We start from the raw sequence: 20,493 nt of genomic DNA, 5'->3' as shown, positions 1-20,493 counted from the left end.
TGGATTTTTCTGTAGTGGAAGCTGTAGACACTGCAATCTTACAGCTTTTCCACAAAATTACCTAAGTTTAAGTTAGGAATTGCCATATTTTCATGGTCTTATTGGAATTCTCCCACAACTATTTCAAGTTCGTACCTATGCAGGTGGCAGTCCCGAAACCGTCAGTCATCAGGTTTTTATTCTTGCCGGGGTAGCTCCGGTAGCCCCTGGTTAACTGGAAATGGCGGAGCCAGGCGTAGCGCTTACTGCCGGTGTAAGGGGACTGGCGCGAAACAACGGGGCAGGCCTTTGTAAGATGTATGACGTATCCGATCCAACTTTTTAACAAACTCCAAGGGGATAGTCGATGACTGAGCACCACAACACCACTTACGGAAACGGCAAAGGTGAAGGCCAACCGGTGGGCATTGCCCTGCTGGGATTGGGCACCGTGGGCGCGGAAGTATTCAGGCTACTCAACGAGTACAACGCTGACTTTACCCAACGTGTGGGCGGTCCAGTGGAAGTCCGCGGGGTGGCGGTTTCTGACGCCTCGAAGGCGCGCGAGGGTATAGCCCCGGAGCTCCTCACAGAGGACGCGCACGCTCTCATCCAGCGTGAAGACGTTGATGTAGTGGTAGAGGTTATCGGTGGAATTGATTATCCCCGGGAGCTGGTGCTGGCGGCCCTGCGTGCGGGAAAGTCGGTTGTTACCGCCAATAAGGCATTGGTTGCAGCGCACGCCGATGAATTGGCAAAGGCAGCAGATGAGGCTGGAGTGGACCTCTACTTCGAGGCGGCGGTTGCTGCGGCCATCCCCGTGGTTGGCATGTTGCGCAGGTCCCTGGCCGGAGACAAAATCCAACGCATCTCCGGCATTGTCAACGGCACCACCAACTTCATCTTGGACGCCATGGAGACAACCGGAGCCTCCTACGAAGATGCCCTGGCTGAGGCTACTCGCCTTGGATACGCTGAGGCTGACCCTACTGCGGACGTAGAGGGCCACGACGCCGCCTCCAAGGCCGCTATTTTGGCTTCCTTGGGATTCCACACGCGCGTGACGTTCGACGACGTGCATTGTGAGGGTATTTCGGCCATTACTGCTGAGGATATCCAGGCGGCTAATCAGGCGGGTTATTCCATCAAACTGTTGGCCATCTGCGAGCGTCTAACCGGTGAGGACGGCAAGGAATCCGTCAATGCCCGTGTGCATCCGACTTTGGTGCCCAAGGAGCACCCGCTGGCCTCAGTGTCTAAGTCTTTCAACGCCATCTTCGTGGAGGCGGAAGCCGCAGGATCTTTGATGTTCTACGGCAATGGCGCCGGTGGTAATCCAACGGCCTCGGCAGTGCTGGGTGACGTGGTGGGTGCCTCCCGCAACAAGGTCCACGGTGGCCGTGCCCCGGAAGAAAATACTTACGCCAACCTTCCGGTGGCGGACTTTGGGCAGACACAGACCCGCTACCACATTGACATGCAGGTCAAAGACCGGACCGGTGTTTTGGCTGTCATCTCTTCCGTTTTTGCTGAGCAAGGGGTATCCCTGCGGACTGTCCGCCAGGAGGAGGGCAAAGACGGGGCCCGCCTCATTGTTGTTACCCACGCCGCCACAGAGTCTGTCCTGGACGGTATTGTCCGTGCCCTTGAGGGGCTAGACGACGTGCACGCGGTGAACTCGGTTATTCGCTTGAGCTAGTAAAATGCCGTAGCTACTAGCGTGCCAGCGCTGTGCTGACGTGGCGCTGTGCTGACGTGGCGCTGTGCTGACGTGGCGCTGTGCTGACGTGGCGCTGTGCTGACGTGGCGCTGTGTTGGCATAGCGCCGTGTTGACACCCAGTGCCCCTTGACCATCGGTGACACTAACTAACAGCGAAGTTGGCTTTTTGGCAAGATGAAGGCTCCCAATCGCAGCCCGCAACGCGGGGCGGTTGGGAGCTTTGTTTTGGTCCCTTTGGACGCGTGGAAAATCCTTTCCCGCGTGGGCTAGGATATTTCTTTATGACTGCAGATATTCAGGTAGGCACTAAAGCCACCGTTAAGGTCCCAGCGTCTTCGGCCAACTTGGGTCCAGGGTTTGACACCCTGGGAATTGCGGTGAGCCTCTATGACACGGTGGAGGTTGAAGTCATTGCCTCCGGTTTGGAAATGGAGATCTACGGAGAGGGCGCAGATGACTTGCCCCGCAACGAATCCCACCTGGTGGTCAAGGCCATTCGCTCGGCATTGGCGGCAGCAGACGCCAACGCACCGGGCCTGCGCGTGGTGTGCACCAACGCCATCCCGCAATCGCGCGGACTAGGTTCCTCAGCCTCAGCCGCCGTGGCCGGAGTTGTAGCCGCCAACGGGCTGGCGGGAAACCCGCTGAGCCAGGAACAGTTAGTACAGTTGTCCTCGGCTTTTGAAGGGCACCCGGACAATTCCTCCGCCTCCGTGTTAGGCGGCGCGGTGGTGTCCTGGACTGCTATCCCGGTGGACGGTCACTCCCTTCCTGAGTACAAGGCTGTGGGTATTCCGGTCCACCCGGCTATCAACGCCACCGCGTTGATTCCGCAATTTCATGCCTCGACGCAGGCCGTGCGCCGCGTTCTTCCCAGCCACGTTACCCACGGTGACGCTACGTTCAATGTTTCGCGCACCGCAGTTCAGGTGGCGGCTTTGCAGCACTACCCGGAGCTGCTAGTAGAGGGAACCCGCGACCGGCTGCACCAGCCCTACCGCGCGGACGTTTTGCCCGTGACTGCGGAATGGGTGAACCGTCTCCGCAATCGTGGCTATGCCGCTTACCTCTCTGGCGCTGGCCCAACGTGCATGGTGCTGCACACCGATCCCATCGATCAGGATGTGCTAGAAGACGCGCGCAAGCAGGGACTGCGGGTCCTAGAACTAGAAATTGCCGGCCCAGTCGAGGTGGAAGTCTCCCATACTTAAGGGATGATTTCCCGGGGTAAAGCCCCGCGCGTTACGCGGCGTTTTGGGGCGCCAGGGCCACGCTACCTGGACCCGCCTGCGGCAGGTTTCACCTCGACCGTACAGGCGCCGTCACCGGAAAGCGGGGTGAGAGTGAGATCGAGCGCCGAATTTAAGTGACTGCGCGCTATTTCGCTGAGAAAACCGTCGTGGATGGCGCAGACAAAGGCTGCGGGCTTGGAGCTGCCGGTGACAAACGGGCAGGCTTGAAGAAGAACCCGGGAAGAGCCTGCAATTCCGGCCGGAGCCGTGCTATCCGCTGGCACGTGTGGGTCGAACCCCAAGTCGCGTAGTTGATGGATGAGAAAGTTCAAGGGGTCCTGATTGCCGGCCTTTTGCCCCACCATGTTCCGCGCCCAGCGACGCCCGATTTCGCGGGCTTGGGCGGAACCAAAATTTTCCAGCTCTTCAGTTTCTGCAAGCAAGGTGGCCATGAGCTCAATAAGCCGCAGATATTCAGCGGCTACTAACTTGTTATCCGGTACCCGGACTTGGAAAATCAGTGAAGGCCGGCCCCGCCCCTCAGCTGGTGAGGTGCTTACCCGGACGGCCCCCTTAGTAACTAGTTCATCGAGGTGCCCCCTGGCTGTGTTGGGGTGCATCCCCAGTTTTTGTGCTAAATCCGCAGCGCGGGCTCCTTGCGGAATCTTTTGCAGCTCTTCCAATACTTGACGCTGCTTGGGGGACAGACGCAAAGAATCAGCACATAGCTCGGCTGTTTGCCGGGGGAGTGAAACCATCGTGGAACTCCTTTAAGGAGGGAGGAACGGCCTGTTGGTTGGGCGTCAATATCTACTAGAGACAACTCTACAACTTGGGGGTTGTTCTCACGCTACCGCTGAGTTTTTGTTGTCCTCTCCGTTTCCTGCTGCATCCGGGCTTCGGAAGGATAGATTGCCATTTGGTTATCCTCCACCGCGACCGTAACCTGCCGGCACTCTTTTGAACTGCGGTGTGTTCCCACCCCGCTGGATCCGCAGCTGTCTACCGGAACGCTACCTCCGGACACGGTGATGGGGCAGCCCGCGAATTCGGCGCGCACCACGTGGTGGGAATTACTGCGGGAGTAGCTTCCTAGCAAGGTTGCGGCCAGCAGTTCCGTGGACCCCGTGGACCCTGTGGATGCAGTGGCCTCCCGTGGCTCCCCGGGCAGGACGGTTGCCGCGTCCGGCGGGAACGCCAGGCAGACATGCGCTCCTGGGAGCAAGAAGTCAGGAAGGGTGCCGGCAGGTAAGAGGATGTGCCCCTGGTGGCCGTGGTTGGCAAGGGTCAAGGCGTTACCGACTGGCGCGGGTGAAAGCTGCACAATTTCCCCGCGGATGAGGTTGACCCCGGAAAGGTTGGCAATGAAGTGGTTGGCGGGTCTGGATAAAACGTTGTGGGTAGTTCCGGTGGCTGCAAACTCCCCGCTGTCTAACGCCGCCGTGTGGGTGCACAGTTCCACCACGTCACTGAGGTCATGGGAGATTATGGCCATGGTCCGGTCAGTGGCATGGACGTGGAAGAAAGCGCGCCACTGTTGGGCGCGGGTGACATCCAGGGCGGCAAAGGGCTCGTCGAGGATGAGTGCGTTGGGACGCAATGCCAGCGCGCGCAGCAGCGCCACCTGCGCTGCCTGGCCGGCGGACAGGTGGGAGACTTTGGTGTCAATCAGGGCGCTAAGCCCCGCGGCGTCAAAGAGCCTGCGGGTGCGCGCCGGGTCCTTGCTCACCATATTCACGGCTTTGCCAGCGGTGGGAAACTGGGGCAGTGCGGGATCCTGGGTGAGCAGGGCGGGCGGGGGATTGACGTTATTGCGAGAAAAAGATGGTCCCTTGTTGGCGGGAGTGAGCAGTCCGGCTAGTTGCTTTGCCAGGGTGGTCTTTCCGGAACCGTTTTCGCCGATAATCGCGGTGGTGGTTCCAGGCAGCAGGTCCATGGTGCGTAGCCCGCGCTGAACGTGGAGGTGCGGGGGCTTGGAGGTGGGCCGGGAAAGTGCCGCCAGTTCAGCGATGTCTATGTCTTTAGTGGGCGTGAACTCCCGGTTAGGTGTTTTCCTGAGTAAATGGGGCAGTGCGGCCAGGCACAGGCAGGCGATGGCTAAGGCAACCAAGATGGCTGAGAGCGCGTAAGCGGAGTCCTCGCTGATTTCTCGCTCCAAGTAGATCCCAACTGGCATGGTGCGGGTGACCCCGGGGAGGGACCCGGCGAAGGTGAGGGTGGCCCCAAATTCCCCTAGGCTGCGGGCAAAAGCTAGCGCTGCACCAGCAAGCAGGGCCGGGGCCAGGGTTGGCAGCGTGATGTGGTGCAGGATCTCTCTTGGCGTCATGCCCAAGCTGCGTGCGGACAAGGCTATGTCCGGGTTCATATGCCGCAGCGCCTGTTCCGTGGTGGCCACAACAAAAGGCAAAGTAACAAAGAGATGGGCTAGCACTACCGCGCAAAAGGTAAAAGGAATTTGCCAGCCAAGGATACTTAGTAGCGGGGCCAGGATGCCGGTGCGGCCAAAAACAGCGTTAAGCGCCAGGCCGGCGGTGACCGGGGGAAGCGCCAAGGGAAGGTAGATGATGAGCCTGGCTAGTGCTGCCAGCCGTTGCAGGTGATGGAGCCAGAGGGAAAGACCGAGTCCTAAGACGGTGGCCAGAGCGGTGGATAGCAGCGCACTGAGAAGGCTAACCTTCATCAGCTCTACACTGGAAGGAGCTAGTGCCACGCCGGTAAGCTGCAGCCACGGCACCTTGCCCACCAGACCAATGAGCGGGAGCAGCAGATAGGCTAGCGCCAGAAGCCCCATAGCTAGCCACCCCCAGGGCAGGCGGGGCGGCGCGGGTTGTAGGTTGCTCACAGGCGGGCCTCGTTTGCTGGACAGATGGGTTGTCTGGGATTGGTGTATCTCTTGGGATACTACAAAGGTACTATCTGCCGGTTGAGTAATCATGGCGGAAGCACCCCGGCCAACCTAGCCGGTGGCCTGGGGCACCGTGAAACCAGCAGCGTGCCAGTGCTGGGAGAAATTGCCTTGGAACAGCTCTAGGACCGCGCCGGCCTGGTCCGGATGTGTGGCGTTAGTGGTGACGGCGCCAAGAATGTGGTTGCGGTATTTTGTGGCACCGGGAAGCTCGATTGTGGCCACGCGTTCGCCTGCCGCCTTGGCGTCGGTGGAGTAGACAAACCCGGCGTCGGCCTGTCCGGACACCACCCGGCCCACGACGTCAGCGACCTGGCGCTCCAGAGAAGCAAAACGCAGTTCGTAGCCGTTGGCGGCGATTATCTGGTCCGCTATTTCCCCGCAGGGAACAGTAGAATCACATTTAGCCACCACGTGGCGTGGGGTGATGTCAGTTACGGAGTGGATGCTGGCCGGGTTCTCCGCCGGCACAATCAGCACCATGTGGTTGGATGCCAAAAGGACGGGAGAGCCCACCAGGTTTTCATCCACGGCCCTGGCCATGGTGTCCGCAGAGGCGGTGATGAGCAAGTCACTGGGAAGACCGGCAGCCAGCTGGTGGACCAGGGTAGAGGATCCGGCGTGATTGAATTCAAGGGTGACGGGCTGGGGCAGCAGCGCCGTGGATTCTTGCGCGGCCTGGTCAATAACCCGTAGGGAGGAGGCTGAGGATATTTTTACGGTGGGGGGTAAATCGACTGGCGTGGTGGAAGGCGCGAGGCCGCAGGCAGCCAGCACCCCTGCGGCGGCCACCAGCGCGGTGCCAACAGCCAGCGCGGTGCCAACAGAAAAGGCGGCGGGGCGGAAAGTAGTCAGTGATAAGGCCACGGAAGTCCTTGAAAATCTACAGGCGGTGTGAGGTGTGCCTGCCTACTCTAGCGGGAATGTTGCTCACCCGGCAGCCCCAACCCCGGGTTGGTATTAGCTGCGCCGGGCACCGGCGCACTCTGCGCCGGGCAGGGCCCGAGGCGCGTATCTCTGCCCGCAGGCTGTGTAAGGCGTGCAGTACTAAAGAAAGTGGGGCCAAAGCGTGCGGGGCTAAGCCGTACAGGTTAAGACCATGCGGGCTAAGCCGTGCGGGTGAATTTGATTCGGTATTCAGCGGGATCTTCCTGCAGGTATTTCAACTCGAAGGATTCTGTGCGGTCCTCGATTTCGCGCAGCAGGGGAAGGGGGTTGTGGGGTGCTATGAGGATCATTGCTTCTCCCACATTGAGGGTGCCTAGTGCCCCGTGGATGGCGCCGTGGCGTACCGCGTGGGGGATTTCCGAGGCGTTGAGGGTGGGCAGACCTTTGCTGGCGTCTGAGAGGGGAAGCTGCATAGTAAGGGAGTCCTTTGTCTTGAGAAGAATGGGTGGCAACGCTTTCCATTCAGCATAGCGATTAAGTACGATTAAAGTCGTGAAAAATAACGGCGTGGCTCATCGGCTGATTTTCCTTGCGGTAGCGGGGATCTCGCTATGTGCTGGGTTAGCAGCCGGGGCTAGCCGGCTGGGCATAGAATGGGGGCCCGCGGGACAGGCCGCAAGCCTGGCGCAAGACCACGGGCCGCTGATGGTCTTTGGTTTTGTGGGCGGAGCCATCGGGTTGGAAAGAACCGTGGCCGTGAAAAAGGCCTGGGCGTGGGCCGGCCCGGCGTTCCACGTGGCCGGGGTTGCAACCCTAATTGGTGGAGCGCCCCGCCTTACTCCCGCCTGGTGTTTTGCCGCCAGCTTTGCGGTCTTGGGCGCTATCTACTGGGCAATCTACCGCCGGCAACCTAGTCTGGCTGTGGTAACGCAGGCCACGGGGGTCATCGGCGGCGTGGGCGCGGCCTGGTTGTGGGCAGTGACTGGGGACTTTGCCACGGCCATGCCACTGGCCGTGCTCTATGCCGTGGCCACGGTGCTGGGCGAGCGCATGGAACTTGCCCGCGTCACCATTGCCGGGGCGGCGCGGGAGGTTCGGTTAACCGTCGCGGTGTTGGCCTTAGCCGCCGCCAGCGTGGTTTTTATTGGCGCGCCCGGTATTGGCTACCGCTTGATGGGGCTGGCATTGGTGGTGTGCGCGGCACTGTTTGTCACTGCGGACGCCGCCCGTTTCCTTGTTCGTTCCACCGGGCTGGCCCGCTACAGCGCGGTATGTATGCTGGCGGGGTATTTCTGGCTGGCCATAGCCGGGGTGGCATGGTTGGCCTACGGGCTAGGCCAAGCCCACGACACCGCCGTGCACGCGGTGTTCCTGGGTTTTGTTATGTCCATGATCTTTGGGCACGCGCCCACCATCTTGGCGGGAGTAGTGCGCGCTAAGATGCCGTTTCACCCAGTGCTTTACGCACCGGTAGCGCTTTTGCACTGCGGTTTGGTGGTGCGGATCTTCGCCGTCTCCGGGCAGGTCCCGGGCGCAGTGGCTAACATCGTAGCTATCATCCTTTTCGTTCTAACAGCAGTGGGGTTGGTTCTGCGTGGAAAAATCTAAGCCGCAGCGCCCGGCCGGTATGCAGCTGGGCGGCGTTAGTCTTTCCGCGCCGGGGTCACATAGCGGGGTTAAGCCCCTGCAGGTCCAGGACCTTTCGATGTCCTCGCGCGCGAACTGGCACACGTTGATGTTTTGCGTCATTGGCCTGTGGGTGGTCATTGGCGTGGGTCTTATCTGCGCGCACGGGCTAGGCGCACCGGTGGCGTGGTGGGACCTGATTCACCCGTTCACCATTGGTGCTTTGACTACCGCGATAATTGTCTACTCCACGCATTTTACGGAGGCGCTTACCCGGGCTGCTACCGCTAGCTACCGCGCGGTCGCGGTGCGAATTGGTTTGGTCCAGGTGGGGCTTATCCTCTTGTTGTTTGACCGCGCCGGTTATGACTGGGGCGTAATAAGCGATGTCGGTGCCACCGTGGTCATGGCTGCCCTGGCATTGCATATTGTGGCCATTTATCAGGCGCTGCGCGGATCCCTTGCTAACCATTTTGCCTCCACGGTGCCGTTTTATATAGCGGCTTCGGGTTTTATGATGCTGGCCATTGTCTTCGCTATCCTGGCCGGGCATGGGGTAGGTACCTATTCGGCGCTGATAGCTGCCCACCAGCGCACGGCGGTATGGGGGTTTGCCTGGCTGACCGTGACCGCAACGGTTATTACTATCTTGCCCACTGTGACGGGCACCAAGATTTCCGCTGTGGCTAAGACCCGGGCTACCCGCTCGTTGGTTATCCACTGCGTGGCGCTGGGGGTGTCCGCCGGTGCGTTTGCCAGCGGGCATCCGCTTATCGCGGCCGTAGCCCAGTTGGGCGTGGTAGCAGCAGCGGTGATGATATTCATCCCGGTGGTAGACAACGTCTTAGGCGGTAGCCCCGCCTGGACATCGCCTTCCGCCAGTATCACGGCGGGTATGTTTTGGCTTACTGCGCTATGTGCTGCCGATGCCGCCGTGGTTGCCGCCGGCACACATCCGCGCGCTAGCACCGTGGTGCTGCTGCCGGCTTTCTTGGGCGCGGGCCTTCTCCAAATGGTCGTGGGCGTGCTCACCTTTGTTACCCCTACCCTGCGGGGAGGCGGGCCCTTGGTGGTCAAGCGCGGCCGCAGGATTGCCGGCTACGGGTGGCCCGCCCGGGTGACCTTAATCAACGTGGGCGCGCTGCTTAGCGTTGCGGGCGCAGTTGAACCCGGCGTTATGATGATGGCAGTAGGGCTAGTCACCGGCGTTTTAGCCACGGTGCTTTCGGCTTTCCTTCCCGCCCGGCGGCCGACCGATGTTCGTGTTATCTCTCCAACCTCGACCCTGACCCCAACCCCAAGGACTAAGCGATGACAAACCTCAATCCCCAATCAGTTCCCACCCCGGGGCGCGCCGGTGGTGCGCAACCAGGGCCGGGTGCCGGCGGTCCCGCAGGTCCGAAAGAGGGCACCGGCGCTGGCCTAGCGGCCTGGGTGCTCATTGGTCTGGCGATCGCCGCAGTGATTGGCTTAGCGCTGTTTAGTACCGTTTCTTCCTCCCAGCCTGCGGCCGCGCCCACGGCACCCAACGCGGACTTTGTGGCCGTGGATGTCTCCGTTGACGGCATGTCCTTTGTTCCGGCGTCCGTGGACGTGCCGGCGGGCAAGGCCCTGCGGGTGAACTTCACCAACACCGGGGACCAGGTGCATGACCTTAAAATTGGGGACGTGGAAACTGGGCGGGTTAACCCAGGTGACACCGTAGTGCTTGACACCGAGCCGCTAACAGAATCCATTGAGGGTTATTGCACTATAGCCGGGCATAAACTGCACGGGATGGTGTTCCAGGTCAATGTGCTAGACGGAGACCAGAGCGATGAGCAGGGTGGCACTGCGGCGCACGGGCACGGGGAGGGTACCGCCGCCAGTGGCGGGGGAAACCCGCTGGTGGACGTTCCTACCCAGGCGCAGCGCACCGCCCCGCGCGAAGGCTTTGCGGCTTTTGACGCAGCTCTTGCTCCAGCTACCGCCGGTGTACACGAACACCGCTGGGTCATGACCGAGGAGGTCCAGGAGGTCGCACCTGGGGTGGAGCAGCAGCGTTGGCTGTTCAACGGCCAGGCCCCGGCGCCCACGCTGCGCGGCAAGGTGGGGGACACCTTCCGTATCACCATTGTCAATGAGGGCTCCATGGGCCACTCGATTGACTTCCACGCGGGGGAGGTTAGTCCCGATGACACCATGAAGACTATCGACCCGGGTGAAGAACTTACCTATGAGTTCACCGCTAACCGGGCGGGAATTTGGATGTACCACTGCTCAACCGCACCGATGAGCTTGCACATTGCTAACGGCATGACCGGCGCGGTGATCATTGACCCGCAGGGCCCGGACGCCCTGGCGGACGTGGATGGGGAATACGCTTTTATTGCCAGCGATATTTTCCTTGGGTCAGCAGACGTGGGCGCTGACCCGGAGCGGGTTGCGAGCGGCCAGTATGACCTCATGGCGTTTAATTTCTACCCCAACCAGTACGATCTGGACCCCATTGAGGCCAAGGTGGGGCAGACCCTGCGGTTGTGGGTGCTCAACGTAGGCCCAGACCAACCGCTAAGTTTCCACGTGGTGGGCGGGCAATTCCACACCGTTTACAAAGAAGGCGCGTACTTGTTGCGTGATGCTAAAGACGCCGGCTCCCAGGCGCTATCCCTGCTGCCGGCCGAGGGCGGCTTTGTGGAGCTTACCTTCACCGAACCTGGAACCTACAGCTTTGTTAACCACATCATGACCAGTGCGGAGAAGGGTCAGCACGGCAAGATTGTTGTTAGCTAGATTCAGACCCCTGGCTTAAAATCCTCTAAGTCTTCGCGCGTGTCATAATCGCGGAGCCATCCAGTGCCGGGGCTGTGAACTTCTGCCACGGCGGTGGCGTGGTCAAAAAGAGCCTTGACCGGCTTGTTGCGCGGTTCGCCTAACGCCCGCAGAGCGTGGGAGAGGGATTGCCGGCGCCACAGCGCGCACAGTGGCTGCAACCTGCCGGTGTCATCGCGTATTACCGACACACTGGCCTGCGGGCTAGCGTGCAGGCGCTGCGCCAGGGCGGGCAGGAGCAGTGGCGAGTGCGGGGCGTCAACGGCCAGTACCGCCACGGTGTCAAGCACCGGGTTTTTCGCAAGTAGCTGGTAGCCCGCCGCTATCCCCGCCACGGGCCCGCCGAAGGCCGGGTTCTCGCAGGTGACGGGATGGGACCACTTCACGCCGTGCGGGCTCACGGCCACCGCTGCGCACCCGGGCACCGCGCGGTGCAGGTGCAGCTCAAAATAATCAATGAGCCGGCGGCCTCCTACTTCCACCTGTGCCTTGTCCACCCCGCCCATGCGGGAACCCCGGCCGCCGGCTAAGACAATGACTCCAAGATTGTGGAATCCGTTTCTGCTGCCACTGCCGTTTCCGCTGCCGGTGCCGGTGCCGGTGGCCTGCGCGTGGCCGTGATCCATAGGGCTCATACTGTGGTGCCTGGGAGGGTACGCGCCCAATCCCCGGAACGCCCGCCCGACTTGGCTACAATCCCACACCGGCGGATGTAGGCTTCCCGGTCCACGCCTTTTACCATGTCTATTACCGCCAAGGCAGCCACGTTTACGGCGGTTAGCGCCTCCATTTCCACACCGGTGCGGTCTGCTGTTCGCACCGTGGCGGAGATGAACACGTGGTCGGTTTTCAGTTCAATGTCCACGCGTGCGCCATGAACGCCGATGGTGTGGGCCAGGGGGAGTAGGTCCGGGACCTTTTTCGCGGCCGCGATTCCCGCTATACGCGCCACCGCTACCACATCCCCCTTGGGAACGGCTCCCTCGCGAAGTGCGTCCATGACCGGCGCCGAACATGCGACCTCCCCGTGGGCGGTAGCCTCCCGGACGGTGGGTTGCTTTTGGGTGACATCGACCATATAGGCCTGTCCCTGGTCGTTGAGGTGGGTAAAGCGCATGTTAAGACTCCTATCGAGGGTGTGTGAACAGCTGCTGGCGGTGGCACTGCCTGGACACGGGGGACCGGCGGCTAAATTTGGCCAGCCTAAAGCGGACATTTTGGGGCCAGCTTAAAACAGATATACCGAAACTTCATCGCCCGGCACCGGGGCGTGCTGGGTATAGGCCGCAAAGCCGCTACTCCCCGCCAAAGAACCTACCCGGTGGCTGCCGCCACCGTGGGCGTTAAAAGGCCTGGCCGTGATTCCGGAGGGTGCCGCCGGGGAGGGCGCGTGGTAGGACAAAGAGGCCGGAACCACCAGCAACCGGCTGCCAGCGGTAGCGGGGAACTGGTGCGAGGCATAGGCCAGCACGCTGGGGCGCGCTAGCGGGGAAGGGGCGGGGTGAAGTCCCGCCAGCTTGGCTATGGCTGCGGTGAGGTAGAGGTGGAAAGACACAAACGCGGCCACCGGGTTGCCGGGAAGGCAAACCACAGGAGTTGAACCCCACACACCCAACCCCTGCGGCGCGCCGGGACGTTGGTGAACGTGGCCAAACCACGACCAGTGGGCGCGGGAGAGCAAGGTTTCCCGCACAATGTCGTACGCCCCAGCGGATACGCCTCCGGTGGTGATGATGAGGTCTACGCGGGAGGACAGTTGGTCCAGGAGACTGCCCAGCTCTTGCGCGGTGTCACCGCTATGAAAAACGGTGACCTCCGCGTGATCTGCACCGGCGGCGTCTTTGACCAGCGCCGCGATCATGGGGGAGTTAGAGTCCGGCAGTTTCCCCGGGGCCAGTGGCCGGACCAAGCCTGCTAGGTCCCCGTGGCTCAACAGCTCATCGCCGGATGAGATCACCGCAACCCGAATGGGCGCGAAGACCTCTACCGTTGATACCCCCGCAGAAATCAACGAGGCCAACGTGGCCCCATCGACCCGGAGGCGGGCCTGTGCAACGGTGTGGCCGGGGGCCAAGTTCTCTCCGCGTTTGCGGATATGGCTGCGGTCGGAAGCCCGGTAGATGTCCACTTCCTCGGGAAGCGGGACCGGGCCAGGGGCAACATTGGTATCCTCCACGGGGATTACCTGGAAACAACTATGGTCTTCGGGAACCGGTGCGCCCGTCATAATCCGCACGGCGGTGCCGGGACGCGGGGCCTGCGGTGGGCTACCGGCGGCGACCTCCCCGGCCACGCGGAGCCTGACTGGACGGTCTTTCCCTACTCCTGCGAGATCCGCCCGGTTAACCAAGAATCCATCCATGGCGGAGTTGCTGAAAGGCGGAATGGCAAGGGCAGCAACCGGCGCTTGTGCCAAGATCCTTCCGCGCAATGTGCCATTGACGGGCGCGGTAGTAACCCCTACCGGGCGGATCATTTCCACCAGCGCATTGAAATGCTCATCTACCGTGCGTGCCGGGCCGTGTGCTGTCATAGTCATTAATCCTAACCGCAACCTTGCCTTTCGAAGGGCGGCGCGGTCCTAGCCGCCAATAGCGGACATGGGCCTAGCGGGCTGCAAGAAGCCCTCATCGTCTACCCCGTGGCCGGGCAGTTTCCTCCACATCTCGGCCTTCCACGCCGCCATGAGTTCCTGGTCACTAGCCCCCTGACGCAAAAGATCCCGCAGGCTGGTCTCGGAATTCCCGAACAAGCAGTTGCGCACCGCGCCATCGGCAGTAAGGCGCGTACGGTCGCAATCACCACAGAAAGGCTGGGTAACCGAAGCAATGATGCCTACCAGCCCGCCAAGCTCCGGATCGCGGCGGCTGGTTAGCTTCCACAGCTTGGCGGGTGCGGAACCCCGTTCCACATCGGCGGGACGAACCACGAAAGCAAGGTTTAGCTGTTCAAGTATCTGGTGAGCAGAGATCATGGACCCGGCGTCCCAGGCCTCACGCGGGCCGAGTGGCATTTGCTCGATAAACCGCAGCTGTGCGCCGTGGGACAAAGCAAACTCGGTCAAAGACACCACCGCCGTGTCGTTGATACCGGGCATGAGCACAGCGTTTATTTTCAGCGGCACGAGCCCGGCGTCCCGGGCTGCCTTGATTCCTTTCACCACCTGGTCTAAGCGGTCGCGCCGGGTCAGGCGGGCGAAGACGTCCCGGTCAACGCTGTCGAGCGAAACATTGACCCGGTCAAGACCAGCTGCCTTCAAGATTGCCGCTTTCCTATCTAGCCCTAGACCGTTGGTGGTGATGGCCACCTGCGGCGCGTGGCCTTCATCAGTAGTAAAGTTTTTGGTTTCCCGCACAAGCTCCGGCAAGGACTTACGCAGCAGCGGTTCCCCGCCGGTGAAACGAATTTGGCGGATGCCAAGATGTTCAACGCCCAACCGGATAAGCATGAGGGTCTCCGCGTCGCTGAGGGTCTGCTCTGCCGGGGCCCAGTCCAGACCCTCGGCCGGCATACAGTAGGTGCAGCGCAGATTGCAGCGGTCGGTGAGGGATACGCGCAGGTCGCGCGCTACCCTCCCGTAGGTGTCTATGAGCTGGCTGTCACCACCAGGTGGGGGCGGGGTCGCCCCAGGGCTCACAGCCAGGGAGGCGGGACCACGCTTCGAGACATCTACGGCACCATCAGCACTCAGTGGCTTAACGCGCGGGAACGGCAGCGCAACTGGGGATGGTGTGAGCGGGTTCATAGGCCACCCACCCTAGTTGGGTGGCCAGGAGTTTAAAACTCCTCCCGCTCGAAGTTGTCGTATTCAGCGCCGCGGTTTTCGCCGGGGCCGGCCAGCTTAACAATGTTGAATTCACCGGCGGCAAGGTGGGCGCGCAGGTCCTTCTTATCAAACTTGCCCACGGACGTTTTATCGATCGATTTCACAAACGTCCAATACTCGGGGAGCATCCAGTTGGGTAGCTCGCCCTGCATGGTTTCCCGGATCTTCTCTGCGGTTTCGATAGTGGGGAAGTACCCCTGACGCAATACCGCCACCGCCAGGGGGCGCTCACCCCAACGCTTATCGGGATAGCCGATGACGGCGGCCTCGACCACCATATTAGAAGCCATGACAAGGTTTTCCAGCTGCACGGAGTAGATCCATTCCCCGCCGGAACGGATGACATCGCGCGCACGGTCTTCAATGGTCAAGAAACCGTCTGCGGTCACCGAGCCCACGTCACCGGTGCGCAGCCAGCCGTCCGCAGTGAACTTGGCGCTGGCGTCATCTTCCACAGCTTCCCCGCGGAAAGTGCTGGCCGCACCGCCTGGGTGGGTTTCCGAGGATTGAAAATAGGAACCGGTGACCAGATTGCCGCGCACCTGCAGCTCACCTACGTTGCGGTCGGTTTTGGGAACCACCTGACCGTCATGGACAATCCGGTACCGCAAGGACGCCGGAAAACGGCCCTGGGAGACGCGGTATGCCCACCGCGCGTCACCGGAAGCGCCCTGCGGCGGGCGAGCCACGGTGCCTACCGTTGAGGTTTCTGCCATTCCCCAGACGTGGATGACGTCCACGCCGTAGCGTTCTTCCCACATCTTGATGAGGCTGGGCGGTGCCGGGGAACCGCCGGCGTAGATTTCTGTTAGCGACATCCGCTCCGGAGGATTTTGTTGGTAATGGACCATCAGCTGCATCCACACGCTGGGAACGCCGTGGGCCACACGTGGGTGGGTGGCAGCAATCATGGTGGCCAAGGTGGGGGCTGAGATATCAGAGTCCGGGAGTACCAGCGGTGTGCCGGTCATAAACGCAGCGAATGGAACTCCCCAGCTCAGGACGTGGTAAATGGGAATGCAACACAGAAAAGTTTCCCCGTGAGTGACAGCTAGGCTATCCGAGCAGCGTAGCTGCATGGCCTCTAAGTAGATAGAGCGGTGAGAATAGACAACGCCCTTGGGCGCGCCCGTGGTACCCGTGGAGTAACACAGCGCGGCCGCCTGTCGCTCGTCTACCTCCGGCCATGCGTATTCCGTTGAACGGCCGTCCAGGAGGGCCTCGTAGGAATACGTCTTGATGTGAGGAGGGATGTGGGAGCCGGGTTCGGTTGCGGTGCCCAGGCCGGTGAACACCACTGCCTGTACGCAATCGACTGAGGTGAGGATGCTGCCCAGCTGGTGCGCCAGGCGTGGATCAGCCACGATTACCTGCACTTGGGCATGGTTGATGATGTGCTGGATTTGGTCTGCCATGAGTTGTTTGTTCAGCGGAGTGAAAACCGCCCCCTTGCTACAAGCTGCGAACATGACCTCAAGGTGCTCGGCGCAGTTGAACATAAAAGAACCAACCCGCTGGTCCCCGGTGATGCCTAAATCATCGTGCAGCGCGTGCGCAAAGGCTGCGGCGCGCGCGCCCACCGTCCCGAAGTCGGACACCTCACTTTCGCCGTTGTGCCAGGTGGTAATCCGGGCGGACCTGTGGACGGTGGACCCGTATCTTAAAATCCTGGAGACGCTCAGTGGGATGTCCTGCATGGTGGAAAGCATGACTTCTACTTTAGCGCCAAAGCTGCCCTAAGCGTGGGCAATTAAAACACCGCGGGCTATATAGGGTATGCTGGCCAGTGACTGGAAAGTGGATCCGCCTCAGTCGGTAGCCACAATCTGCCCTTAAGCACAGTCGCCACTCCTGCTTTTCGCGCACTAAGACGCACGGGAAACGCACCACTGCACCGTGATGAACATGAAGAAACAGCAGAAGCTACCTACAACAAAGCTAGTGTTCCACGTGGCCCTGGAAAGACAACACCCTGGTCAACGGCTTTTAAAAGCGTCGTCGCCGTACCTTTTCCCATGGGCGTGAGCACAGCCATAAAGCACAAAAAGATGCATTGAAAGGATATCCGTGACCACTACGGACAACACCGCAGCCAACGACCTTGGATCGATGAAGCTGACGGAATTGCGCAAGCTTGCCGCGCAGCGTGGGTTGAAGGGAATTTCCGCCCTACGCAAAGGCGCACTAATTGAGGCCATCAAGAATGGCTCAGTTCCGCAGAAAGCCAAGGATGAAGCTGAAAAGGCTGCAAAGAAGCAGTCAGCTGATGCCAACGCCGCTGAAGGGTCAGAATCTTCTGATAACTCGGCCGCCTCCGGCCGGAAGCGCCGGGCTACCCGCAGCGTTTTAGGTGGGGACAGCCCACGCCGTGCGGTTCGACGCAACTCTGAGCAGCTCGACGCTGACAATAATCACGATGCTTCGAAGGAAGACGCCCAAGAGTCCAAGGATTCCTCCTCGCGTTCTAGGGATAACTCCGACACCGAAGAGAATTTTGAGACCCGCTCGCAGGCACGCCGGGCGCGCCGCAACCGCAACCGCCGGGACAACCAGGGTGATGGCAACAGCGCTGATGACCGCCGCTCTGGAGATTCCGCTGACAAGGAAGCATTTTCGAAAGAAAAAGAAGACGACAAGGGCGCGAATAGCGGCTCTAACACCGGGGATTCTCAGAACGATTCCGGCAGCTCCGACAACTCGGATAAGCGCGGTAGTGGCGAGGATGACAGCAACAACCGCGGCCGTGGCCGCCGGGGGGACCGCAACAACCGTGACCGCAACAACAACCGCGGGCGCAATGGCAACAACGGTAACCATGCCAACAACGGCAATAACAACGATGATAACTCCGGTGATGACAATGATTCCGGAGATAACAACAACCGGGACAACAATCGCGGCGGGCGCAGCAACGACCGGGGCGACCGTAATGACCGGGGCGACCGGAACGACCGCGGGGGCCGCAACGGCCGCCGGGGGCGCCGCAACCGCCGTAATGAGGGTGGCAGCGGCAACGGCAACGGCAACTCCCGTGGCAACGGCAACAATAACGACCTGCAGATCCGCGAGGGTGACGAGACCCAGGCAGTGGGCGGCATCCTCGAAGTAGTGGACAACAACGTGGCTTTCCTGCGGACCACCGGCTACCACGCCGGCGCGTCCGACGTTTTTGTCAACAACAACCTAGTGCGCCGCTTGAACCTGCGTTCCGGTGACGCTGTAACTGGACTGGTCAAGGTGGGCGGCAACACCCACACCGTGGGCAATGGACGTAACCGCCGCAAGTACAACCAGCTGGCCCAGGTAGATTCCGTGAACGGGTTGGAGCCCGCAGCCGCCTCACAGCGCCCGAAGTTCTCCCAGCTCACGCCTTTGTACCCCAACCAGCGCCTGCGCCTGGAGACGGACCAAAAGATCCTCACCACCCGCGTTATCGACCTGATTATGCCTATTGGCAAGGGCCAGCGCGCACTTATCGTGTCCCCGCCAAAGGCAGGTAAGACCACGATCATGAAGTCGATCGCTAATGCCATTTCCACCAACAACCCCGAGTGCTACCTCATGGTTGTCCTGGTTGATGAGCGGCCCGAGGAAGTCACTGACATGCAGCGTTCCGTCAAGGGTGAGGTTATTGCCTCTACCTTCGACCGCCCGCCGTCAGAGCACACCGCTGTGGCGGAACTGGCCATTGAGCGCGCAAAGCGCCTGGTGGAGCAGGGCAAAGACGTAGTGGTCCTGCTGGACTCCATCACCCGCCTGGGGCGCGCGTACAACAACTCTTCCCCGGCGTCTGGACGAATCCTGTCCGGTGGCGTGGACTCCAACGCGCTATATCCACCAAAGCGTTTCCTAGGCGCTGCCCGCAATATCGAAGACGGCGGCTCGCTGACCATCATTGCTACTGCCATGGTGGAGACCGGTTCCACCGGTGACACCGTTATCTTCGAAGAGTTCAAGGGCACCGGCAACGCGGAACTGAAACTTGACCGCCACATCTCCGAGCGTCGGATCTTCCCGGCCGTGGACGTCAACCCTTCTGGTACCCGCAAGGACGAGCTGCTCCTGGTTCCTGAAGAGGCTCGTATCATGACCAAGCTGCGCCGTATCCTGGCTGGCCTGGATTCCTTTGCCGCCATTGATTTGCTCATCAAGCAGCTGAAGAAGACCAAGTCCAATGGTGAGTTCCTCATGCAGGTTGCAAGCTCTGCACCCATGGTGGCCAACACCGAGGAGGAGGACTACTCCTAATGGCAAATGAAGTTTCCCTCGTAGATGACATCGTCTCTGAATACCAAGGTATTGAGATGCAGATGTCAGATCCGGAGGTAGCAGGTGACCAAAACGCTTTCCGTAAGCTCTCCAAGCGCTACGCGGAATTGCGCCCGATTGTGGCCATTAATAACGAATTGGTGCAGGCTCGCGAGGATCTGGCTGATGCCAAAGAAATGGCCTACGAAGACCGGGAATTTCAGTCCGAGGTAGAGCGTTTGGAACCCCTGGTAGTTGAGCTGGAAGAAAAGCTCGCTGACCTGTTGGCCCCCCGTGATGAGCATGACAGTGAAGACATTGTCATGGAAATCAAGGCGGGTGCCGGTGGTGAGGAAGCGGCACTGTTTGCCGCTGAGCTTGCCCGTATGTACGAGCGCTTCGCTGATAAGGCCGGCTTTAGCTGGGAAGTTCTAGGGCTCAACGAGTCCGACTTGGGCGGAGTCAAGGATATGACCTTGTCCTTCAAATCAAAGACGCCCTCCCGTGACGGAGCGTGGTCCGTGTTCAAGTTTGAGGGCGGGGTCCACCGCGTGCAACGCGTTCCCGTTACCGAGTCACAAGGACGCATCCAGACCTCCGCCGCTGGCGTGCTGGTGTACCCGGAACCGGATGAGATTGAATCCGTCAACATCGACGACAAAGATCTGCGCGTTGACGTCTACCGTTCCTCCGGCAAGGGCGGTCAGGGTGTTAACACCACCGACTCCGCAGTGCGCATCACTCACCTGCCCACCGGGTTGGTGGTCACGTGTCAGAAGGAGCGCTCCCAGATCCAAAACAAGGCTCGCGCTCTGCAGGTTCTGCAAGCACGCCTTGATCAGATGGAGCGCGAAGCCCGTGAGGAAGAAGCCGGTGACCACCGCGCTTCCCAGGTCCGTACCATGGACCGCTCCGAGCGAATTCGCACCTATAACTGGCCCGAAAACCGCATCACCGACCACCGTATTGGCTACAAGTCAAACAACTTGGACGCTGTCCTCAACGGTGACCTGCAGGACCTCATCACGGCCTTGCAAACCCGTGAGCGTGCTGACCGCATGGAATCCGAAGGCTAGGGCTTGGGCTTGCGCTAGGACTAAGGCTCAAGCATTAGTTTAACCTGGTTGCCGAAGCCTCACACGGGTCCCACGGCTTGCCCTTATCAGGGGGAGCGGTGGGGCCCGTTTGCTAGTTGCTGGGGCCGGCCATCCGACTCGTTGCGGAAATGGGTTGCAGGCGGACGGCTCCGTGCACGGT

At 60.8% G+C, this 20,493-nt stretch carries 16 protein-coding genes; 7 read left to right on the top strand and 9 right to left on the bottom strand.

Translation table 11 applies throughout. The features are described 5' to 3' along the window. Positions 1-346 precede the first annotated feature (346 nt). Both F4V58_RS07130 and thrB read left to right on the top strand, forming a co-directional pair. On the top strand, positions 347-1,678 hold the full coding sequence (locus tag F4V58_RS07130; RefSeq protein WP_075734629.1) for a homoserine dehydrogenase: 1,332 nt from the start codon (positions 347-349) through the stop codon (positions 1,676-1,678). Between the two features lie 303 nt (positions 1,679-1,981). Continuing rightward, positions 1,982-2,911 carry a homoserine kinase gene (gene thrB / locus F4V58_RS07125; protein WP_075734627.1) on the top strand — a complete coding sequence of 310 codons (930 nt, stop codon included), beginning with the start codon at positions 1,982-1,984 and terminating at the stop codon, positions 2,909-2,911. 62 nt (positions 2,912-2,973) lie between these two features. Here thrB and F4V58_RS07120 read toward each other — a convergent pair whose 3' ends face one another. From F4V58_RS07120 to F4V58_RS07105, 4 genes are all read right to left on the bottom strand, one after another. Then, entirely contained in the window at positions 2,974-3,690 is a 717-nt protein-coding gene (locus F4V58_RS07120; protein ID WP_075734625.1) for a helix-turn-helix transcriptional regulator, read from the bottom strand. Positions 3,691-3,782: 92 nt separating this feature from the next. Beyond that, positions 3,783-5,774 (bottom strand): ATP-binding cassette domain-containing protein, encoded by a 1,992-nt coding sequence (locus tag F4V58_RS07115; protein WP_169833311.1) that lies wholly within the window; start codon positions 5,772-5,774, stop codon positions 3,783-3,785. A 114-nt stretch (positions 5,775-5,888) separates the two neighbouring features. Further along, positions 5,889-6,704, bottom strand: coding sequence for a molybdate ABC transporter substrate-binding protein (locus tag F4V58_RS07110; protein WP_084559722.1), 816 nt, complete (start codon positions 6,702-6,704; stop codon positions 5,889-5,891). 239 nt (positions 6,705-6,943) lie between these two features. Then, positions 6,944-7,198 carry a DUF2249 domain-containing protein gene (locus tag F4V58_RS07105; protein ID WP_075734621.1) on the bottom strand — a complete coding sequence of 85 codons (255 nt, stop codon included), beginning with the start codon at positions 7,196-7,198 and terminating at the stop codon, positions 6,944-6,946. 79 nt (positions 7,199-7,277) lie between these two features. Here F4V58_RS07105 and F4V58_RS07100 point away from each other — a divergent pair, with 79 nt between their 5' ends. From F4V58_RS07100 to F4V58_RS07090, 3 genes are read left to right on the top strand one after another with little or no spacing between them, the layout of a single operon-like run. Further along, positions 7,278-8,333, top strand: coding sequence for a hypothetical protein (locus tag F4V58_RS07100; RefSeq protein WP_075734619.1), 1,056 nt, complete (start codon positions 7,278-7,280; stop codon positions 8,331-8,333). Beyond that, positions 8,320-9,666 (top strand): beta-carotene 15,15'-monooxygenase, encoded by a 1,347-nt coding sequence (locus F4V58_RS07095; protein WP_342743272.1) that lies wholly within the window; start codon positions 8,320-8,322, stop codon positions 9,664-9,666. Before F4V58_RS07100 ends, F4V58_RS07095 begins: the two co-directional genes overlap by 14 nt. Continuing rightward, entirely contained in the window at positions 9,663-11,123 is a 1,461-nt protein-coding gene (locus F4V58_RS07090) for a multicopper oxidase domain-containing protein (RefSeq protein WP_084559721.1), read from the top strand. The genes F4V58_RS07095 and F4V58_RS07090 overlap by 4 nt, the downstream gene beginning before the upstream one ends. Before the next feature lie 2 nt (positions 11,124-11,125). Here the strand turns inward: F4V58_RS07090 and mobA are convergent, their stop codons facing one another. From mobA to F4V58_RS07065, 5 genes are all read right to left on the bottom strand, one after another. Continuing rightward, positions 11,126-11,797: a molybdenum cofactor guanylyltransferase gene (gene mobA / locus F4V58_RS07085; RefSeq protein ID WP_249041142.1), complete on the bottom strand. Its 672-nt coding sequence runs from the start codon at positions 11,795-11,797 to the stop codon at positions 11,126-11,128. Continuing rightward, entirely contained in the window at positions 11,794-12,279 is a 486-nt protein-coding gene (gene moaC / locus F4V58_RS07080) for a cyclic pyranopterin monophosphate synthase MoaC (protein ID WP_075734615.1), read from the bottom strand. The genes mobA and moaC overlap by 4 nt, the downstream gene beginning before the upstream one ends. A 111-nt stretch (positions 12,280-12,390) precedes the next feature. After that, positions 12,391-13,701 (bottom strand): molybdopterin molybdotransferase MoeA, encoded by a 1,311-nt coding sequence (locus F4V58_RS07075; RefSeq protein ID WP_245802961.1) that lies wholly within the window; start codon positions 13,699-13,701, stop codon positions 12,391-12,393. 42 nt (positions 13,702-13,743) lie between these two features. After that, entirely contained in the window at positions 13,744-14,907 is a 1,164-nt protein-coding gene (gene moaA / locus F4V58_RS07070; RefSeq protein WP_084559720.1) for a GTP 3',8-cyclase MoaA, read from the bottom strand. Positions 14,908-14,939: 32 nt separating this feature from the next. Next, complete coding sequence (locus tag F4V58_RS07065; protein ID WP_075734611.1) at positions 14,940-16,697, bottom strand: long-chain fatty-acid--CoA ligase; 1,758 nt, start codon at positions 16,695-16,697, stop codon at positions 14,940-14,942. Between the two features lie 358 nt (positions 16,698-17,055). Here F4V58_RS07065 and rho point away from each other — a divergent pair, with 358 nt between their 5' ends. Both rho and prfA read left to right on the top strand, forming a co-directional pair. Continuing rightward, on the top strand, positions 17,056-19,236 hold the full coding sequence (gene rho, locus F4V58_RS07060; protein WP_075734609.1) for a transcription termination factor Rho: 2,181 nt from the start codon (positions 17,056-17,058) through the stop codon (positions 19,234-19,236). Next, complete coding sequence (prfA, locus tag F4V58_RS07055; RefSeq protein WP_075734607.1) at positions 19,236-20,312, top strand: peptide chain release factor 1; 1,077 nt, start codon at positions 19,236-19,238, stop codon at positions 20,310-20,312. The genes rho and prfA overlap by 1 nt, the downstream gene beginning before the upstream one ends. The last annotated feature ends 181 nt before the right edge of the window (positions 20,313-20,493 follow it).

The sequence above is a fragment of the Corynebacterium phocae genome, from assembly GCF_008693075.1.
Taxonomy (GTDB): domain Bacteria; phylum Actinomycetota; class Actinomycetes; order Mycobacteriales; family Mycobacteriaceae; genus Corynebacterium; species Corynebacterium phocae.
Note: the sequence above shows the minus strand (reverse complement) of the source record. Positions and strands in the feature narration are given on the sequence as shown.